We start from the raw sequence: 15,241 nt of genomic DNA, 5'->3' as shown, positions 1-15,241 counted from the left end.
GCGGCGAAAGGAACTGCCATGACCGAACATGCCAATCCCAAGAGCGAACCCTTTTCGAATGCCGAGAAGGACCCGGACGACTGGACGACCGGCGACGAGAAAATGACCGGGGCGCAGGCGTCGTATCTGAAGACGCTGAGCGAGGAAGCGGGCGAGCCGTTCGACGACGGGCTGACGAAGGCTGAAGCGTCGAAGGCCATTGATGCGCTGCAGGAGAAGACCGGGCGCGGGTCTCACTGACTTGACATCCGTTCGTGCTGAGTTGGGGCTGAGCTTGTCGAAGACCCGTATCGAAGCACCTGACACAAGAGGTCCTTCGATCCGCCATTTCGACGAGCTCAATGGCTACTCGGGACGAGCGGATCGGGTAAAAATAGCAGTCTATCGCTGTGCTGGTTGGGCTGACCCCATCGCCATCAACCGATCGAGCAACACCAGCCGGGTGGCGAGATCGACACGGTAGGGCGCATTGGGCCGCGAACGCTTCAGCGCTTCCAGCCAAGCCCGCTTCGCACCGGGCAGGTCGCCGGTCTGGATCAGTGCCATGCCGTAATAGAAGTACGGTCCCGGATGGTCCGGCGCATTGGCGATGCCCTGTGCGAAGGCAAGTTTAGCGGCGGGGGACAGGACGCGGCCGCCATCATGCGCGAGGATTGCAGTGCCGAGCCGGGTCCAAAGCCGTGCGCTTTGCGGATTACCCTGTAGCCCGCCCAGTACAGCGTTCACCGCCGCCTGCGTCGCGCCGGCGCGGGCGAGGCCGTCGGCGGCGACGGCATAGGCATAGTCGTAGGTGAAGCGGCCCCAGATTGCGTCGCGCAGATCGTCGGCGGCGATATCGACCGGTTCGGTCTCGCGCTGCGCGGCGCGCGGCGTGCCGGGTAGCTCGGGGCTGCCCTGCCATGCATAGCCGGCTGCGCCCAGCATCAGTGCCGCGCCGACGAACCCCCAAAGCGGTTTCGAAACGCGCGCGACGACCAGCAGAGCGAAGGTGGCGACCAGTAGCGCCGTCAGGATCAGCCACCCGTTCATCGCCGTCTCCGCTTCAGGCTGCGCCGTGCTAGGACGACGCCGATGCCTAGCAGCAGCAGCGGCGTTGCCCAGAGCAGGATGCTGGCCGGCGAGAAGGGTGGGTCGTAGCTGACATAATCGCCATAGCGCTGGATCAGCCAGTCGCGGACCTGATCGGGGCGCTCTCCCGCCGCGATGCGTTGCCGAACCAGCGCGCGCATATCCGCCGCCATGTCGGCATCGCTGTCGGCGATCGACTGGCTCTGGCAGACGAGGCAGCGCAGCGTTTCCATCAGCGCCTTCGCCGATCGTTCCTGCGCGGGATCAGGGAGCTGCGTGTCGGCGAGTGCGGGCGGCGGCACGTTGGATTGCGCCGATGCGGGGCCGGCGAGCAGCAGCGCGACAGGGAGAAGGAGCTTCATCATGCGCCCTTCAGCTTGGCGAGCAGGACCGGCACATCCTCGTCGCGGATCGCGCCGATATGCTGGTGGGCGATGCGGCCCTGCCCGTCGATCACGAAGGTTTCGGGCACGCCTGACGATCCGAGTGCCAGTTGCACCGAGCTGTTCCGGTCGTCGCCGATCGCGGCATAGGGATCGCCATAGTCGTTCAGAAAGGCGGCGACCTTGTCGGGTGTGTCGCGGATCGCGATCGCATCGATCTTCGCGCCAGCCTTGGCCAGTTTGGCGAGTTGCGGGGCTTCGGCGGCGCAGGGGACGCACCAGCTACCGAAGACGTTGAGCAGGCGTGGCTGGCCGGTGCGGAAGGCGGCGGTGGTCAGGCCCGGCTTGGTCGGGACGGCGGGGGCGAGGGTGAAGGCCGGCAGCGGCTGGCCGATCAGGCGCGAGCGGACCTGCCGGTCGGGCTCTTGCGACAACATCCATGCGAACAGGGCCGCGACGGCGACGAACGCCAGCAGCGGCACCCAGAGCAGACGCCGCTTCACCGCGCCCTCCGCCGCCGGACGCGGCCGACCAGCGACACGAACCCGCCGAGCGCGATCAGCCCGCCCCCGGCCCAGATCAGCGTCACGAACGGTTTCCACCACAGCCGCAACTGCCGCCGCCCGCCATGATCGTCGCGGCCGAGCACGGCGTAGAGCTGTCCGTCCCAGAAGGTCGCGAGCGCGGCTTCGCTGGTTTCGGTCGGGGGGTTGGCGAAGAAGCGCTGTTCGGGGCGCAACAGGAACGACACGCCGCCGTCGCGGGTGACGATCAGCCGCCCCTGCACCGCCGACCAATTGTCGCCGACGACGGGCTTGATCCCTTCGAAGCGGATCGCGAACGGACCGACGCGGTTCACCTCTCCCGGTGCGGCGGCGACGAGGCGTTCGGCGGTGAAGGCGCTGTCGCTGGCCATGCCGGCGAGGCTGACGGCGATGCCGAGATGCGCGACGACCATGCCCCAGATCGGCAGCGGCGTGCGCCACGGACTGCGTCCGACCAGCGGCAGGACGCTGGCGACCGCCAGCCCGGCGGCGAGCGACAGGCCGAGGAGCGGCATCAACCCAGCATCGGTGAACAGCAGCGCGACGAAAACAATCAGCGTCACCGCCGCCGGCACCGCGATCCGCCGGGCGACCGCCCTGCCCCGATCACGCCGCCAGCGCAGCAACGGCCCGACCGCCATGCCGGCGACCAGCAGCAATGCGATCGGCCCGGCGGCACGGCTGAAGAAGGGCGGGCCGACCGACAATTGCACGCCGAACGCCTCGGCCAGCAGCGGATAGAGCGTGCCGATCAGGACGATGCCGAGAATGACCGACAGCAACAGGTTGTTGAGCACCAGCCCGCCTTCGCGGCTGACCGGTTCGAACAACGCCCCCTGCCGGACCGTGCCGACGCGGAAGGCGAACAGCGCGAGCGCTCCGCCGATATAGAGGATCAGCAGCGCGAGGATGAAGCTGCCGCGCGTCGGATCGACGGCGAAGGCATGGACGCTGGTCAGGATGCCCGAGCGGACTAGGAAAGTGCCGACCATCGACATCGAAAATGCAACGACCGACAGCATGATCGTCCACGCGCGGAGACCATCGCGGGTCGCCAGCACCGTCACCGAATGCAGCAGCGCGGTCGCCGCCAGCCACGGCATAATCGACGCGTTTTCGACCGGGTCCCAGAACCACCAGCCACCCCAGCCCAGTTCATAATAGGCCCAGTAACTGCCCGCAGTGATGCCGATCGTCAGGAAGATCCATGCGCCGAGCACCCATGGCCGCATCGCCCGCGCGAAGTCGCGACCGACATCGCGGGTGACCAATGCGCCGACGGCGAAGGAAAACGCCACCGACAGGCCGACATAACCGAGATACAGGGTGGGCGGATGGAAGGCGAGACCGGGGTCCTGCAACAGCGGGTTCAGACCGAGACCATCGAGCGGTACCGGCGACAAGCGGGCAAAGGGATTCGAGGCGAACAGCAGGAAAGCGTAGAACCCCGCCGCGATGGCAGCCTGCGCCGCCAGCGTCGCAACATGGGTGCGCGCAGCCAGCAGCCGTTCGAACAACGCGATCGCCCCGCCCGCCACCGCCAGCACGGTGACCCAGAGCAGCATCGACCCTTCGTGATTGCCCCACGTCGCCGCGACCTTGTACAGCATCGGCTTGGCACTGTGGCTGTTTTCGGCGACCAGCAGCACCGACAGGTCGGTCCGCGCGAACAAGGCAACCAGCGCGGCAAAGGCACCCAGCGCAAGCAGCCCCTGCGCCACCGCAACCGGCCGGACCGCGGCGAGCAGGTCGCGGACGATCTGCGGCGGTTCCGCCGCACGCGACGACAGCGCGATCGCCGCCATCGCCAGTTGCAGCAACGCCATTGCCGCCGCGAGCCACAGCGCCGCCAGACCGGCTTCGGCAATCACTGCGCGATGCTTTCGCTCTTGTGCATCTTTCCGGCGACCTGCGGCGGCATGTAGCGTTCGTCATGCTTGGCGAGCAGATTGTCGGCGACGAAGCCGCCGCCGGCCACGAACTTCCCTTCGGCGACAACGCCCGAATTTTCGCGGAACAGGTCGGGGACGATGCCGGAGAAACGGACCGGCACGGTCGCCTTGCCATCGGTAACGGTGAAGGCGATCGTCACACCATCGGACATGCGCTTCACCGAACCGGGCGCGACCATGCCACCCAGCCGCACCGGCTTGTCGACCGGGGCCGAGGCGGCATCGGCGGGTGCGTAGAAGAATGCCGCCTCGTCGCTCAGTGCCGACATCGCCAGCAGCACCGCGCCGACGATCGCGACCACCGCCAGCAATGCCAGCGTCATGCGTTGCCGTTTCGGACTCATCCCCGCTCCGCGCGGCGCATCGCCACCCATGCGAACAGGATCAGCGCGACGATCGCACCGATGGTCAGACCATAGGCGGCGAGGATGAACGGCCAATGGTTCATGTGGCGGCCCGGCGACGCATCCGCGCCTCCGCCTTGATCCGCGCGAGATCGGCGCGCATCCGCATCAGCACGATGCCGCCGAACAACAGGCTGGCACCGCCGGCGGTGAAACCCAGCGGCCACAGGATCGACGGATCGATAGTCGATTTGGTCAGCGTGATGCTCGGCCCCTGATGCAGCGTGTACCACCACAACACCGAATAGCGGATGACCGGCAGCAATGCAGTGCCGGCAATGCCGAACAATGCCGGAATCCGCCCGTCGCCGTCACGCTCGGCATCGGCGCGCGCCAGTGCCAGATAGGCGAGATAGACGAAGAACAGCAGCAGCATCGAGGTAAGCCGCCCGTCCCATTGCCACCATGTGCCCCAGGTCGGGCGACCCCAGATCGATCCGGTCGCAAGGCAGATGCCGGCGAAGACCGCACCGGGCAGCGCGATCGCCCGTGCTGCGACCGCCGCCAGCGGATGCCGCCATACCAGATAGACGATGCTGGCGACGGCAAGGCTCGACCAGCCCCCCATACCGAGCCAGGCGGCGGGGACATGGACGTAAAGGATGCGGACGCTCTCGCCCTGCAGATAGTCCGCCGGCGTCCGGGTCAGGCCAGCCCAGCAACCGAACAGGAACAGCGTGAGGCCGCCCCATACCAGCAACGGGGTAAGCGGTCGCGCGATCGACAGAAATCGACGGGGATTGGCAAGGGCATGGATGCTGGGCACGGTCGCGCCCTGTCTATGCAAGCCGGGCGCAAACGGCAATGCGCATCGACGTCGTATCGCCGTCCGCAACCGTAACGATAGATTACCGTTGGTACGCTAGGGACTTGGACCCATGACAGGCTGGTTTGTACGGGAGCAATCATGAGTTTGCAGCACGACCATACCGGATTTGCGAACCGGACCGCTACAGCACCCGCCGGCCGGCGCATGTCGGCCAATCTGTTTCTAGCCAATTTGAGCGATGCCGACTTCGCGTTGCTCTCGCCGCACTTCGAACGGGTGTCGATTGCGGTGGGCGAGGTCATCGTGCCGGCGGGCGGGCGGATCGACTATCTGACCTTCCTAGATTCGGGCATCGCCGCGCTGCTCGATACGATCGAGGGCGAGCGGCTGCATGCAGTCGGGCTGATCGGTAACGAGGGGTATCTGGGCTGGCCGGTGCTGCTGGGCGACGACCGGTCTCCCTATGCCACCATCCTGCGCGCCGAAGCCGGCACCGCACTGCGCATCCCGGTCGAGCGGGTGATCGCCGCGGCGGAACAGAGCGATACGTTGCGCCGCGCGCTGCTGCGCTTCATCGAGGTGTTCATGATCCAGGTGGGGCGGACCGTCGTATCGGCGCTTGGCCATTCGGTCGAGCGGCGGCTGGCGCGGTGGATATTGCTGTATCACGACCGCGTGCGCGGCGACGAGATCACCATGACGCACGAGGAATTTCGCATCATGCTGGGCGTGCGGCGCAGCAGCATCACCGACGCGCTGCACCGGCTGGAGGAACAGCACGCGATCCGGTCGGTTCGAGGGCGGGTGATCGTGCGCGAGCGGGAAAAGCTGCTGGCGCTGGCCGCTGATACCTATGGCTCCGCCGAAGCGGCCTATGAACGGCTGGTGCGCACCCTTCAGATCTGAGCGAGAAATGCGGCCAAAAAAAGGGCCGCCCCGAAACGGAGCGGCCCGAAAACCCCAGGGGGCTGGGATTAGCTAGACGCGCTCTGGCGGATTGTGCCGTTGACGCCGTTCGGGAAGAAGCCGCCGGCGGTTTGGGCGGTGTTATTCAGGTAGACGATGTTCAACACCTGACCCGGCGTGCGGCTGAAGGCGATGCCCATATTGTCGGCAGGGACGATGTTCGACACGAGGACAGAACCGCTGCTGGTGGCGCGAATGCCCTGGTCGAGATCGGTGCTGCCATCGAGACTGTCGCGCGCGTTCGAGATCGCATCCGCCGCATCGATCAGCGCCGGGGTGGCGACGCCCTTGCGATACAGAACCGTGCGGACCAGCCCGGCATGATAGGCTTCCGCCGCGTGGATGCCGGCTGCGGCTTCGAGGAACGTCTTGTTCGAGATGAAGCCGACCGCACCCTTGTACGCCGTCACGCCGACATCTTCGAAGATATAGGCGCCGAGCAGGAAATTCTCGTCGCTGGCATAGACGTCGAAGGCGGCACCGGCCCCGATCAATCCCGCCGCGCGCGCCGCGTTCGAGAAGGCGCTGGTCGCGGTCACGCCGATATCGATCGCCGGTTGCGCAACTGCCGCCGAACCAAGTGCGCGGCGCAGGAAGTTGACGTGCGCAATCTCGTCCGCGGCGATCTCACGGGCATAGCGGGCGACGAGCGGATCGGTGAAGGTCACCTGCCGGCCGCCGGTCACCGCGCCCTGATTACCGGTACCCGACAGGCTGCTGTTGGGCAGGCCGGTACCGAGCGCGGCGAAGGAGTAGAACTGCGCTTCGAGATATTCGAGGTTCAGCGCGAAGTTCAGCACGTCGGCGTCGCTGATCGCGCTGGTCGGAGTCGGGGTGGGCGTAGGCGTGGGCGTCGGAGTGCCACCGTTGATCGGGCCGCCGCCGCTGTCGCTGCACGCGGCGAGCAGCGAAGCACCGGCAGTCGCCATCGCGGCACCACCGGCATAGCGCATGAATTCGCGCCGGGCGTTGCGGCGTTCGTCGCAGGCTTCGAGCACCTGAAGAATCGGATCGTTGGTCATGATACTGTCTCCCTGGCTCAGTTCGCGCCGCTGACGCGGATGGTGCCGTTCACCCCATTGGGGAAGAAGCCGCCGCCGCTGACCTGGGTGTTGTTCAGGTACACGATGTTCAGCACCTGTCCGGTCGAACGGCTGAAGGCGATGCCGTCGCTGTCGAGGGGCACGATGTTGCTGGCGTTCGGATTGCTGGCGAGCGGCGTCAGCCCCTGATCGAGATCGGTCGTGCCGTCGAGGCTGTCGCGCGCATTCGAGATCGCGTCGCTGGCGGCGATCAGCTGCGACGAAGGCGTCTCTATCCCCTTGGCATAGAGCGTCGTCCGGACGATCGCGGCGTGATACGCCTCGACAGCGAGAATGCCGGCGGCAGCTTCGAGGAACACCTTGCTGGAGAGCAGCGGCGCTGCACCCTTATACGCGGTCACGCCGACATCCTCGAAGATGTACGCGCCGAGCAGGAAATTCTCGTCGCTGGCATAGGGATCGAAGCTCGCCCCCGCACCGATCAGCCCCGCAGCGCGCGCGGCGTTCGAAAAGGCGCCGGTCGCCGAGGCGCTGATGTCGATCGCCGGCTGGGCAACGGCGCTGGTGCCGAGGCCCGCGCGGAGGAATTCGACATGCGCGCGTTCGTCGGCGGCGATCTCCCGCGCATATTGCGCGACGACCGGGTCGGTGAAGGTCACCTGGCGTCCACCAGTCACCGCGCCCTGCGCACCAGTACCGGTCAGCAGCGAACTGGGCAGGCCGGTGCCGAACGCGGCGAAATAGTAGAATTGCGCTTCGAGATATTCGAGGTTCAGCGCGAAATTAAGCACGTCCGCGTCGCTCGGCGCCGACTGCGCGATCGCTTCGTTCGATTCCGAGGCGAAGATCACGGCACCGCCGATCGCGGCCGCTCCCCCCAGCATCCGAAAGAAGTCTCGCCGGTCCTCGCGGCGTTTGGCGCGTGCTTCGAACGCCTCCGTCAACAACGTCTGATCGGTCATGGCACCGTCTCCCTGCATCGTTCTTGCGATGGAACGACGCCGGTCCGACTAAAGATGCATGGCAAAACCGGACGTACGGTTCCGTACAAGGCAGGGCCGATGACTGGATTGCAAAAAATCTTGCAGGCAAAAGGTCGGCAAATGGCGTTCGTAGTGCAAACAGACATTTCGCCCGATAACGGCAGTTTTCTGCCGACGACGGACAACCGACTGATCGGGTCGCTACGCGCGGAAACGCGACGACGACTGGCGATGGCGGCGACCCGGATCGAATTGAATACGGGCGACGTGCTAACCCGGGCCGGCGAACCCATCGATCGACTGGTCTTTCCCGAAGGCGCGCCGGCGATGCTGTCGGTATCGACGGGCGGATCGTCGCAGGATGTCGGCATGATCGGCCGCGACGGTGTCGTCGGTTGGTCGCGCATGTTCAGCGATCAGCCGACGCCGTTCACCGCACGCGTCCATATCCAGGCGGGCAGCGCGATAGAAATCCCCGCTTCGGCCGTGGTCGACGCGGCCGATGAGGATCCGGCGCTTCTGAAGGCGGTGCTGACCTTTGCCCAGCGTTTCACGATGCAGATGGCGCGGACATTGGCATCGGCGCTGCGCGACGTGCCCGAACGACGCATTGCCCGGCTGCTGCTGATGATCGACGACCGAATCGACGGCGACACGATGTCGGTGACGCATGCATCGATCGCAGCAACGCTGAACCTGCGCCGGGCGACGGTCACCGACTGCCTCCATATCCTCGAAGGTGAGCATATGGTGCGGTGTTCGCGCGGGCGGATTACGATGCGCGACCGCGCGGCACTGGAAGCGCGCGCGGGTCTGGCCTATGTCGCCGGTGACGGACTGGCACTCGAAACGCCGCGCTGATCGTCAGGGCTGGCCGCGCACCGTCTTCAGATCGATGCCGAGCCGCTGCACCTTGTAATAGAAGGTTTTGCGCGGGATGCCGAGGCAATCGATCGCTGCGCCAATCTCGCCGCCGGTCGCGGCGATCGCCGCCAGGATCGCCTCGCGCTCGAACGCGGCGATGCGTTCGGGGAGCGGGCGGCTGGCATCGTCGGCCACCGCCATGCTGCCGCTGCCGTCGAGCCCGAGCACGAAGCGGTCGGCGAAATGCGCCAGTTCGCGGACATTGCCCGGCCAGTCGTGATGCGCGAGCAGGTCGCGCGCCTCGTGCGTCAGCGACGGCACCTCGCGCCGCAGTCGCGCCGCCGAGGCATCGACCAGATGCGCGAACAGCAGCGGCACGTCCTCGCGCCGTTCGCGCAGCGGCGGAATGCGCAGCCGCACCGCCGCCAGCCGGTACAGCAGCGCCGGGGCGATCGCGTCGGGGGCGCGCTGCGCTTCCTCTGCCGCGGTCGCGATGACGCGGATGTCGACCGGTACGGCGTCGCGCGGGCCGCGGATCGCGCGGTCCTCGATCACCTGGGTCAGCCGCCCCTGCAGCGCGCGAGGCGCCTGGTCGATATCGTCGAGGAACAGCGTGCCGCGCTGCGCCCCGACGATGCCGCGATCGCCGACCGTCGCGAACAATTCGTCCTCGATCGCCGGCCCGGGAAGCGCAGCACAGGCGACCGCGACGAAACGATGCCGGGCACGGCGGCCAGCACGGTGAATCGATCGTGCCAGCAATTCCTTGCCGGTGCCGGTCTCCCCCTCGATCAGCAGGTCGATATCGGTGTCGGCGAGCACCGGGATCATCTCGCGCAGGCGGAGGATCGCTGGCGAGCGGCCGATCAGCGCGACCTGTTCGCCGCCCGCCGCCTGCGCCCGCAGCCGCCGATTGTCGAGCGCCAGTGCGCGTGCGGCGACGGCACGGGTGACCGCCGCGACCAGCGCGTCGGGATCGAACGGCTTGGACAGGAAATCCCATGCGCCGGCCTTCAAGGCATCGACCGCCATCTCGACATCGGCATGGCCGGTGACCAGCACGACCGGCAGCGTCGGATCGCGTTCGCGTAAGGTTCGGAACAGTTCGATCCCCGAGATATGCGGCATGCGCACGTCGGTAACGACGATGCCGTCAAAATCGGCATCGATCGCCAGCAGCGCAGGCTGTGCCGCGACGAAGGGCACAACATCGAACCCCGCCAGCGTCAGCAATTGCTGGGTCGAGGCGCGCAGGTCGGGATCGTCCTCCACCAGCGCCACCCGCCCCCTGATCGCGCTCGCGTCGGTCATGACGCCCGCAACAGCTTCGCTTCGAAGCGCGCCCCGCGTTCCGAGGGCAGAAGGCGCAGCGTACCGCCGAGGTCGGTCATGATGTCCTGCGCGATCACCAGCCCGAGGCCGAGCCCGTTCGGACGGCTGGTGACGAACGGCGTGAACATGCGTTCGGCGACCGTCGGATCGATGCCCGGCCCGTTATCGGCGACCACCAGCGAGACGATGTCGCCATCGACGCGCACCTCGACCGCAATCGCCGGATCGGGGCGGCCGTCCAGCGCCTCCAGTGCGTTCTGCAGCAGATTGACCAGCACCTGTTCCAGCCGGACCCGTCCTGCGACAACCAACAGGTCGGGGGGAATGGGAGGTGCGGAGAAGTCGACCTCCGACAGCCGTTCCTTCAGGATAAGGCGCGCCCCATCGACGATATCGGCCAGCGGCACCGGACCGATCGTGCCGCTGCCCTTGCGCGCGAAACCGCGCAGCTCGGCGGTAACGAGGCCGATGCGGTCGGTCAGCCGGGCGATCGCGCCGAGATTGTCGTCGACCTGCCGCGTGTCGCCGCGCGCCAGCAACTGGCGGGCGGCGGCGACATAATTGCGGATGGCGGCGACCGGCTGCGCGGTTTCGTGCGCGACGCTGGCGGTGATCTGTCCGAGCGCGGCGAGGCGATTGGCCTGTCGCAACCCTTCGCGCAATTCGGCGGCGCGCGCCTCGGCAGCGGCGCGTTCCTCCATTTCGTCGCGCAGCAGGCGGGTACGATCGGCGACGGCGGCCTCGAGCTCGCTGGTCCGGATCGCCCGGCGGCGCGACCGTTCGCGCAGGCCCCACACCATGGCAAGCAGCGCAAGGGTCGCGATCGCGGCGGCGATCGCGCTGCCGCGCACGACGCCGCCGACCGCCGGTTGCAGCGGCATGGCGAGATGGACGCGCCAGCCGGCCGCATCGGGTTCGGTCTGGACATGCTGCAACAACCGCCGTTCGCCGTTCAACCGGATCGCATCGCCGACCATAGCGAACGGTCGCGGGCGTAGCGATGCGGCCCCGCTGTCGGCGCGCACGGCGGCGGCGATCGCCGGCGCGATCGGCAGCGTCGCTGCGAAGCGCCATTGCGGACGGCTGGAGATCAGCACCACCCCTGCCCGGTCGGTGACGAAGGTCAGTCCGCCCGCCGCGCGCCATTCCTGCTCGATCCCGTCAAATTCGAGCTTCACGATCAGCACGCCGCCCTCCGCCGTCCGGCGGCTGAGATACAGGCCGGGCCGGTGGCTGACGGTGCCGAGCGCGAACTGCATCCCCGATCCCGCCCGCATCGCGTCCCGGTAATAGCGACGGAACGTGTAATCCTTGCCCACGAAGCTTTGCCGATCGGCCCAGTTGCTTGCCGACACCGCCCGTCCGTCGCGCCCGATGACGTAGATGACCGACGCTCCGGTCGAGGTGGCGAGCGCGCTGAGCTTGACGTTCAGCGCCTGCGCCGCGCCGTCGACTCCGCGCACCGCGGCAACCACGTCGCGATCGTCGGCCAATGCCACTGGCAGCAGCCGGAACCGGGCGATCTCGCTGGCGAGCAATACCTGCCGCAGTCGGGCATCGGCCTCCAGCGACGCGACAAGGTCGGCACGGGCGCGGCGTTCGGCCACCCGGCCGACCAGAGCGGCGGCAAGGGCACTCAGGAGCAGCGCCCCGAACACCCACCGCAGCCATGTCGATCTGAGTCCCGCCCGCATCGGCAAGCAGCTTTACGAACCAGAAGGCTTTTGTGCAAGAAGTTGCACTTTCTAGCAGGACTGGTGGCGGAAAATGGCGCAAGTTGCTGCTCACTCTCCGCTTATGTCTTTGTATTTGCTACCATTACCAGTTTGGATTGCGTGAAAGACAACCTTGATTGCAATTCGCTAAACCATCCCGGTCGCGCCAACCGCCAGGGAAGAGCAGGGTCGGGCGCACCAGAGGATGAAAGGTCGTCACATGATAATCACTGGTCATTCCGCCCACCCGCCGGTTCCGCCGGCAGCCAAGCCGTGGTATGCGCATCTCTACGTACAGGTGCTGGTCGCCATCGTATGCGGCGTGCTGCTCGGCCATTTCTATCCGCAGACCGGCGAAGCGCTGAAACCGCTCGGCGACGCGTTCATCAAGCTCGTCAAGATGATCATCGCTCCGGTGATCTTTCTGACGATCGTGACCGGCATCGCGGGCATGCGCGACCTAGCCAGCGTCGGCCGCGTCGCGGGCAAGGCGTTCGCCTATTTCCTGTTTTTCTCGACCCTAGCGCTGATCGTCGGCCTGATCGTCGGCAACCTCGTGCAGCCGGGCGCCGGGCTGAACATCGATCCCTCGACGCTCGATACGTCGAAGGTCACCGAATATGCCGAAAAGGCGCACGATACGACCATCACCGGGTTCCTGATGGGGATCATTCCGGACACGTTCATCTCGGCGCTGACCGAGGGCAACATCCTCCAGACGCTGTTCGTCGCGATCCTGTTCGGCATCGGCCTCGCGATGATCGGCGACAAGGGCGAACGCGTCCTCGACGGGCTGAACGAAATCTCGATCGCCTTTTTCAAGGTCGTGGCGATCCTGATGAAGGCCGCCCCGATCGGTGCGTTCGGCGCGATGGCGTTCACCATCGGCAAATACGGCATCGGCACGCTGTTCAGCCTCGCGGCACTGGTCGGCACCTTCTATCTCACCGCGCTGATCTTCGTGATCGTCGTGCTGGGCGCAGTCGCACAGTTCTGCGGCTTCTCGATCTTCAAGCTGATCTCGTATCTTAAGGCCGAACTGCTGCTGGTGCTCGGCACCTCGTCGTCGGAAAGCGCCCTGCCCTCGCTGATCGAGAAGATGGAGCGCGCGGGCATCCCGAAGTCGATCGTCGGCCTCGTCGTCCCGACCGGCTATTCGTTCAACCTCGACGGTACCAACATCTACATGACCCTGGCGGCCCTGTTCATCGCGCAGGCCTGCAACGTCGACCTGACGATCGGCCAGCAGCTGCTGCTCCTCGCCGTCGCGATGCTGTCGTCGAAGGGCGCGGCGGGCGTCACCGGTGCGGGCTTCATTACCCTTGCCGCGACGCTGTCGATCGTGCCGACCGTCCCGGTCGCCGGCATGGCGCTGATCCTCGGCGTCGATCGCTTCATGAGCGAGTGCCGCAGCCTGACGAACTTCATCGGTAACGCGGTAGCAACCGTTGTCGTCGCAAAATGGGAAGGCAAGCTCAACAAGCATCAGTTCGACGAGGCATTGGCCGGTCGCAGCGTGCGGGTCGATGAGATGCCCGAAGGCGCCGTTCCCGCCGAATAATCGACCAAGGGGGATGCCGGTGCAGGGGTAACGACCCGCACCGGCATTCGGTTTTCTGCCCCGCGAGGCACCGGAGAGATTTTGATGAACATGTTCCTGCGGCTCTGCTGCACCACCGCCGCCCTGATGGTCCCCGCCGCTGCGTGGGCTGGCGAAGCCCCCGCCCCCGAACCGACCGTAACGGCCGCGGGTCAGGTCGCCGATCGCGGCAATGCACGCCCGGTCGCGCAGGAATATCCGACCGCCGGTGTCGGCGACGGCGTGACCGCCGGTGGCTACAACCAGTCGCGCTGGGCCGAGGACTGGACGAAGTTTCGCGATCCGAAGAAGCGCGACGACATTCTCGACAACCTGAAATACATCCCGATCGGCGGGGACGACGTCTATCTGACGCTGTCGGGCGAGTTCCGCGCCCGCGTCAACCTGACCACCAATCCGAATCTGCGCGATCGCGAAGCGCAGCGGCAGGATATTTTCCGCGTCGTCGGCGGTGCCGACCTGCATCTGGGCGAGCATGTCCGCCTGTATGGCGAACTGGCGCATGCCGGCATGTCGGGCCGCAACCTCGGCGCGAAGGCCGGACAGTTGCACAACGACCTGGTCGTGCAGCAGAGCTTCGCCGACGTGACCGGCACCATCGGCGGCGTCGATCTGGGGGTGCGCTATGGTCGGCAGACCTTTGCCGACGGCCCGAACCTGATGGTCGTGCCGCGCGACAACAATACGATCTTCTTCGTCTATAATGGCGTCCGCGCGTGGGCGAAGGGCGACGCGATCCGCGGCGACGTGTTCGATTTCAAGACGACGCGGCTTGGCGTCGGTGGCACGCGCGACGATATCGTCGACGACAATCGTCGTTTTTCGGGGGCGACCGTCGGCTTCGTGCTGCCCAAGACCTTCCTCGGCGGATCGAACCTGTATTTCGATCCGTTCGTCTGGCGGCTGCGCAACAGCAACGCGGTTTGGGGCGGTCGCACCGCGGAGGAAGTCCGCAAATTCTACGGCCTGCATCTCTATGGCGACACCGGGCCGGTCAATCTCGACTGGACGGTCAACTATCAGGGCGGCGAGTTCGACAATCGCCCGATCTCGGCCTGGCTGGTGCTGCTGCAACAGATGTACAAGGTCGGCAAGTCGAAGACCGCGCCGCGCGTCGGTTTCCACTTCGATTATGCCAGCGGCGGCGGCTCCTATGGCAACGGCACGCTCAAGACTTCGCTCGCGCCGTTCGGCAACAACATCTATTATAGCTATCAGCTGTATGCGACGCCGACCAACATGATCGCGTTCGCGCCCAGCGTGCAGTTGCAGCCGACGTCGAAACTGCGGGTCGCCGCCGAATATCAGCTGTCGTTGCGCGACAGCCTGAACGACGCGGTGTACCGCGCCAACGGACAGGCCTTTGCCGGCACGCAGCTGGGCAATTCGCGCAAGATAGCCGACACGATCCGCTTCCAGGCGATCTATCCGCTCAGCCCGCGGGTCAGCCTGACCGCGCGCTACGAGCATCTGATCGCCGGACCGGCGCTGACCGATGCGGGGTACCGGAGTTCGGACTTCGTGGCAGGCTGGATCAGCTTCCGCTTCTAGTTCCTTAAGCGAACTCGCGCCCCGACGGTCACCCGCCGGGGCGTTTCTTTGTTTCCGATTCCGAAG

General features: G+C 66.4%; 16 protein-coding genes. 5 read left to right on the top strand and 11 right to left on the bottom strand.

Translation table 11 applies throughout. The annotated features are described in order from the left end of the window. The first annotated feature begins 18 nt into the window (after positions 1–18). Positions 19–240, top strand: coding sequence for a DUF3072 domain-containing protein (locus tag AAIO73_RS01170; RefSeq protein WP_345875650.1), 222 nt, complete (start codon positions 19–21; stop codon positions 238–240). 141 nt (positions 241–381) lie between these two features. On the opposite strand, the gene AAIO73_RS01165 is transcribed toward AAIO73_RS01170, so the two are convergent. The 7 genes from AAIO73_RS01165 to ccmC are packed head-to-tail and all read right to left on the bottom strand — an operon-like array spanning position 382 to position 5,118. Continuing rightward, positions 382–1,029 (bottom strand): tetratricopeptide repeat protein, encoded by a 648-nt coding sequence (locus tag AAIO73_RS01165; RefSeq protein ID WP_345875649.1) that lies wholly within the window; start codon positions 1,027–1,029, stop codon positions 382–384. Beyond that, the gene (locus tag AAIO73_RS01160; RefSeq protein WP_345876301.1) at positions 1,026–1,430 is read right to left on the bottom strand and encodes a cytochrome c-type biogenesis protein; all 405 of its coding nucleotides are present in this window, start codon (positions 1,428–1,430) and stop codon (positions 1,026–1,028) included. The genes AAIO73_RS01165 and AAIO73_RS01160 overlap by 4 nt, the downstream gene beginning before the upstream one ends. Then, positions 1,430–1,954, bottom strand: coding sequence for a DsbE family thiol:disulfide interchange protein (locus AAIO73_RS01155; RefSeq protein WP_345875648.1), 525 nt, complete (start codon positions 1,952–1,954; stop codon positions 1,430–1,432). The genes AAIO73_RS01160 and AAIO73_RS01155 overlap by 1 nt, the downstream gene beginning before the upstream one ends. After that, positions 1,951–3,867 carry a heme lyase CcmF/NrfE family subunit gene (locus AAIO73_RS01150; protein WP_345875647.1) on the bottom strand — a complete coding sequence of 639 codons (1,917 nt, stop codon included), beginning with the start codon at positions 3,865–3,867 and terminating at the stop codon, positions 1,951–1,953. The genes AAIO73_RS01155 and AAIO73_RS01150 overlap by 4 nt, the downstream gene beginning before the upstream one ends. Next, on the bottom strand, positions 3,864–4,292 hold the full coding sequence (gene ccmE / locus AAIO73_RS01145) for a cytochrome c maturation protein CcmE (protein ID WP_345875646.1): 429 nt from the start codon (positions 4,290–4,292) through the stop codon (positions 3,864–3,866). Before ccmE ends, AAIO73_RS01150 begins: the two co-directional genes overlap by 4 nt. After that, on the bottom strand, positions 4,289–4,396 hold the full coding sequence (gene ccmD, locus AAIO73_RS01140; RefSeq protein ID WP_156359823.1) for a heme exporter protein CcmD: 108 nt from the start codon (positions 4,394–4,396) through the stop codon (positions 4,289–4,291). Before ccmD ends, ccmE begins: the two co-directional genes overlap by 4 nt. After that, positions 4,393–5,118: a heme ABC transporter permease CcmC gene (ccmC, locus tag AAIO73_RS01135; RefSeq protein WP_345875645.1), complete on the bottom strand. Its 726-nt coding sequence runs from the start codon at positions 5,116–5,118 to the stop codon at positions 4,393–4,395. The genes ccmD and ccmC overlap by 4 nt, the downstream gene beginning before the upstream one ends. 141 nt (positions 5,119–5,259) lie before the next feature. Here ccmC and AAIO73_RS01130 point away from each other — a divergent pair, with 141 nt between their 5' ends. Further along, complete coding sequence (locus AAIO73_RS01130) at positions 5,260–6,027, top strand: Crp/Fnr family transcriptional regulator (RefSeq protein WP_345875644.1); 768 nt, start codon at positions 5,260–5,262, stop codon at positions 6,025–6,027. A gap of 68 nt (positions 6,028–6,095) precedes the next feature. Here AAIO73_RS01130 and AAIO73_RS01125 read toward each other — a convergent pair whose 3' ends face one another. Both AAIO73_RS01125 and AAIO73_RS01120 read right to left on the bottom strand, forming a co-directional pair. Continuing rightward, positions 6,096–7,109 (bottom strand): ferritin-like domain-containing protein, encoded by a 1,014-nt coding sequence (locus AAIO73_RS01125; RefSeq protein ID WP_345875643.1) that lies wholly within the window; start codon positions 7,107–7,109, stop codon positions 6,096–6,098. A 17-nt stretch (positions 7,110–7,126) separates the two neighbouring features. Beyond that, positions 7,127–8,092, bottom strand: a complete 966-nt coding sequence (locus AAIO73_RS01120) for a ferritin-like domain-containing protein (RefSeq protein ID WP_345875642.1) — start codon at positions 8,090–8,092, stop codon at positions 7,127–7,129. A gap of 141 nt (positions 8,093–8,233) precedes the next feature. Between AAIO73_RS01120 and AAIO73_RS01115 the strand changes: the two genes are divergently transcribed. Then, positions 8,234–8,974 carry a Crp/Fnr family transcriptional regulator gene (locus AAIO73_RS01115; RefSeq protein WP_345875641.1) on the top strand — a complete coding sequence of 247 codons (741 nt, stop codon included), beginning with the start codon at positions 8,234–8,236 and terminating at the stop codon, positions 8,972–8,974. Positions 8,975–8,977: 3 nt separating this feature from the next. Here AAIO73_RS01115 and AAIO73_RS01110 read toward each other — a convergent pair whose 3' ends face one another. Beyond that, positions 8,978–10,288: a sigma-54-dependent transcriptional regulator gene (locus AAIO73_RS01110; RefSeq protein ID WP_345875640.1), complete on the bottom strand. Its 1,311-nt coding sequence runs from the start codon at positions 10,286–10,288 to the stop codon at positions 8,978–8,980. Then, entirely contained in the window at positions 10,285–12,003 is a 1,719-nt protein-coding gene (locus AAIO73_RS01105) for a sensor histidine kinase (RefSeq protein ID WP_345875639.1), read from the bottom strand. Before AAIO73_RS01105 ends, AAIO73_RS01110 begins: the two co-directional genes overlap by 4 nt. Before the next feature lie 241 nt (positions 12,004–12,244). On the opposite strand from AAIO73_RS01105, the gene AAIO73_RS01100 reads away from it, so the two are divergent. Both AAIO73_RS01100 and AAIO73_RS01095 read left to right on the top strand, forming a co-directional pair. Then, the gene (locus tag AAIO73_RS01100) at positions 12,245–13,585 is read left to right on the top strand and encodes a dicarboxylate/amino acid:cation symporter (RefSeq protein ID WP_345875638.1); all 1,341 of its coding nucleotides are present in this window, start codon (positions 12,245–12,247) and stop codon (positions 13,583–13,585) included. Positions 13,586–13,675: 90 nt separating this feature from the next. Continuing rightward, positions 13,676–15,175, top strand: a complete 1,500-nt coding sequence (locus AAIO73_RS01095; protein ID WP_526023753.1) for an alginate export family protein — start codon at positions 13,676–13,678, stop codon at positions 15,173–15,175. Positions 15,176–15,241 lie beyond the last annotated feature (66 nt).

The organism is Sphingomonas epibiotica, assembly GCF_039615155.1.
Taxonomy (GTDB): Bacteria; Pseudomonadota; Alphaproteobacteria; order Sphingomonadales; family Sphingomonadaceae; genus Sphingomonas.
The sequence above is the reverse complement of the archived record's forward strand: the minus strand, read 5'-3'. Positions and strand labels throughout refer to the sequence as shown.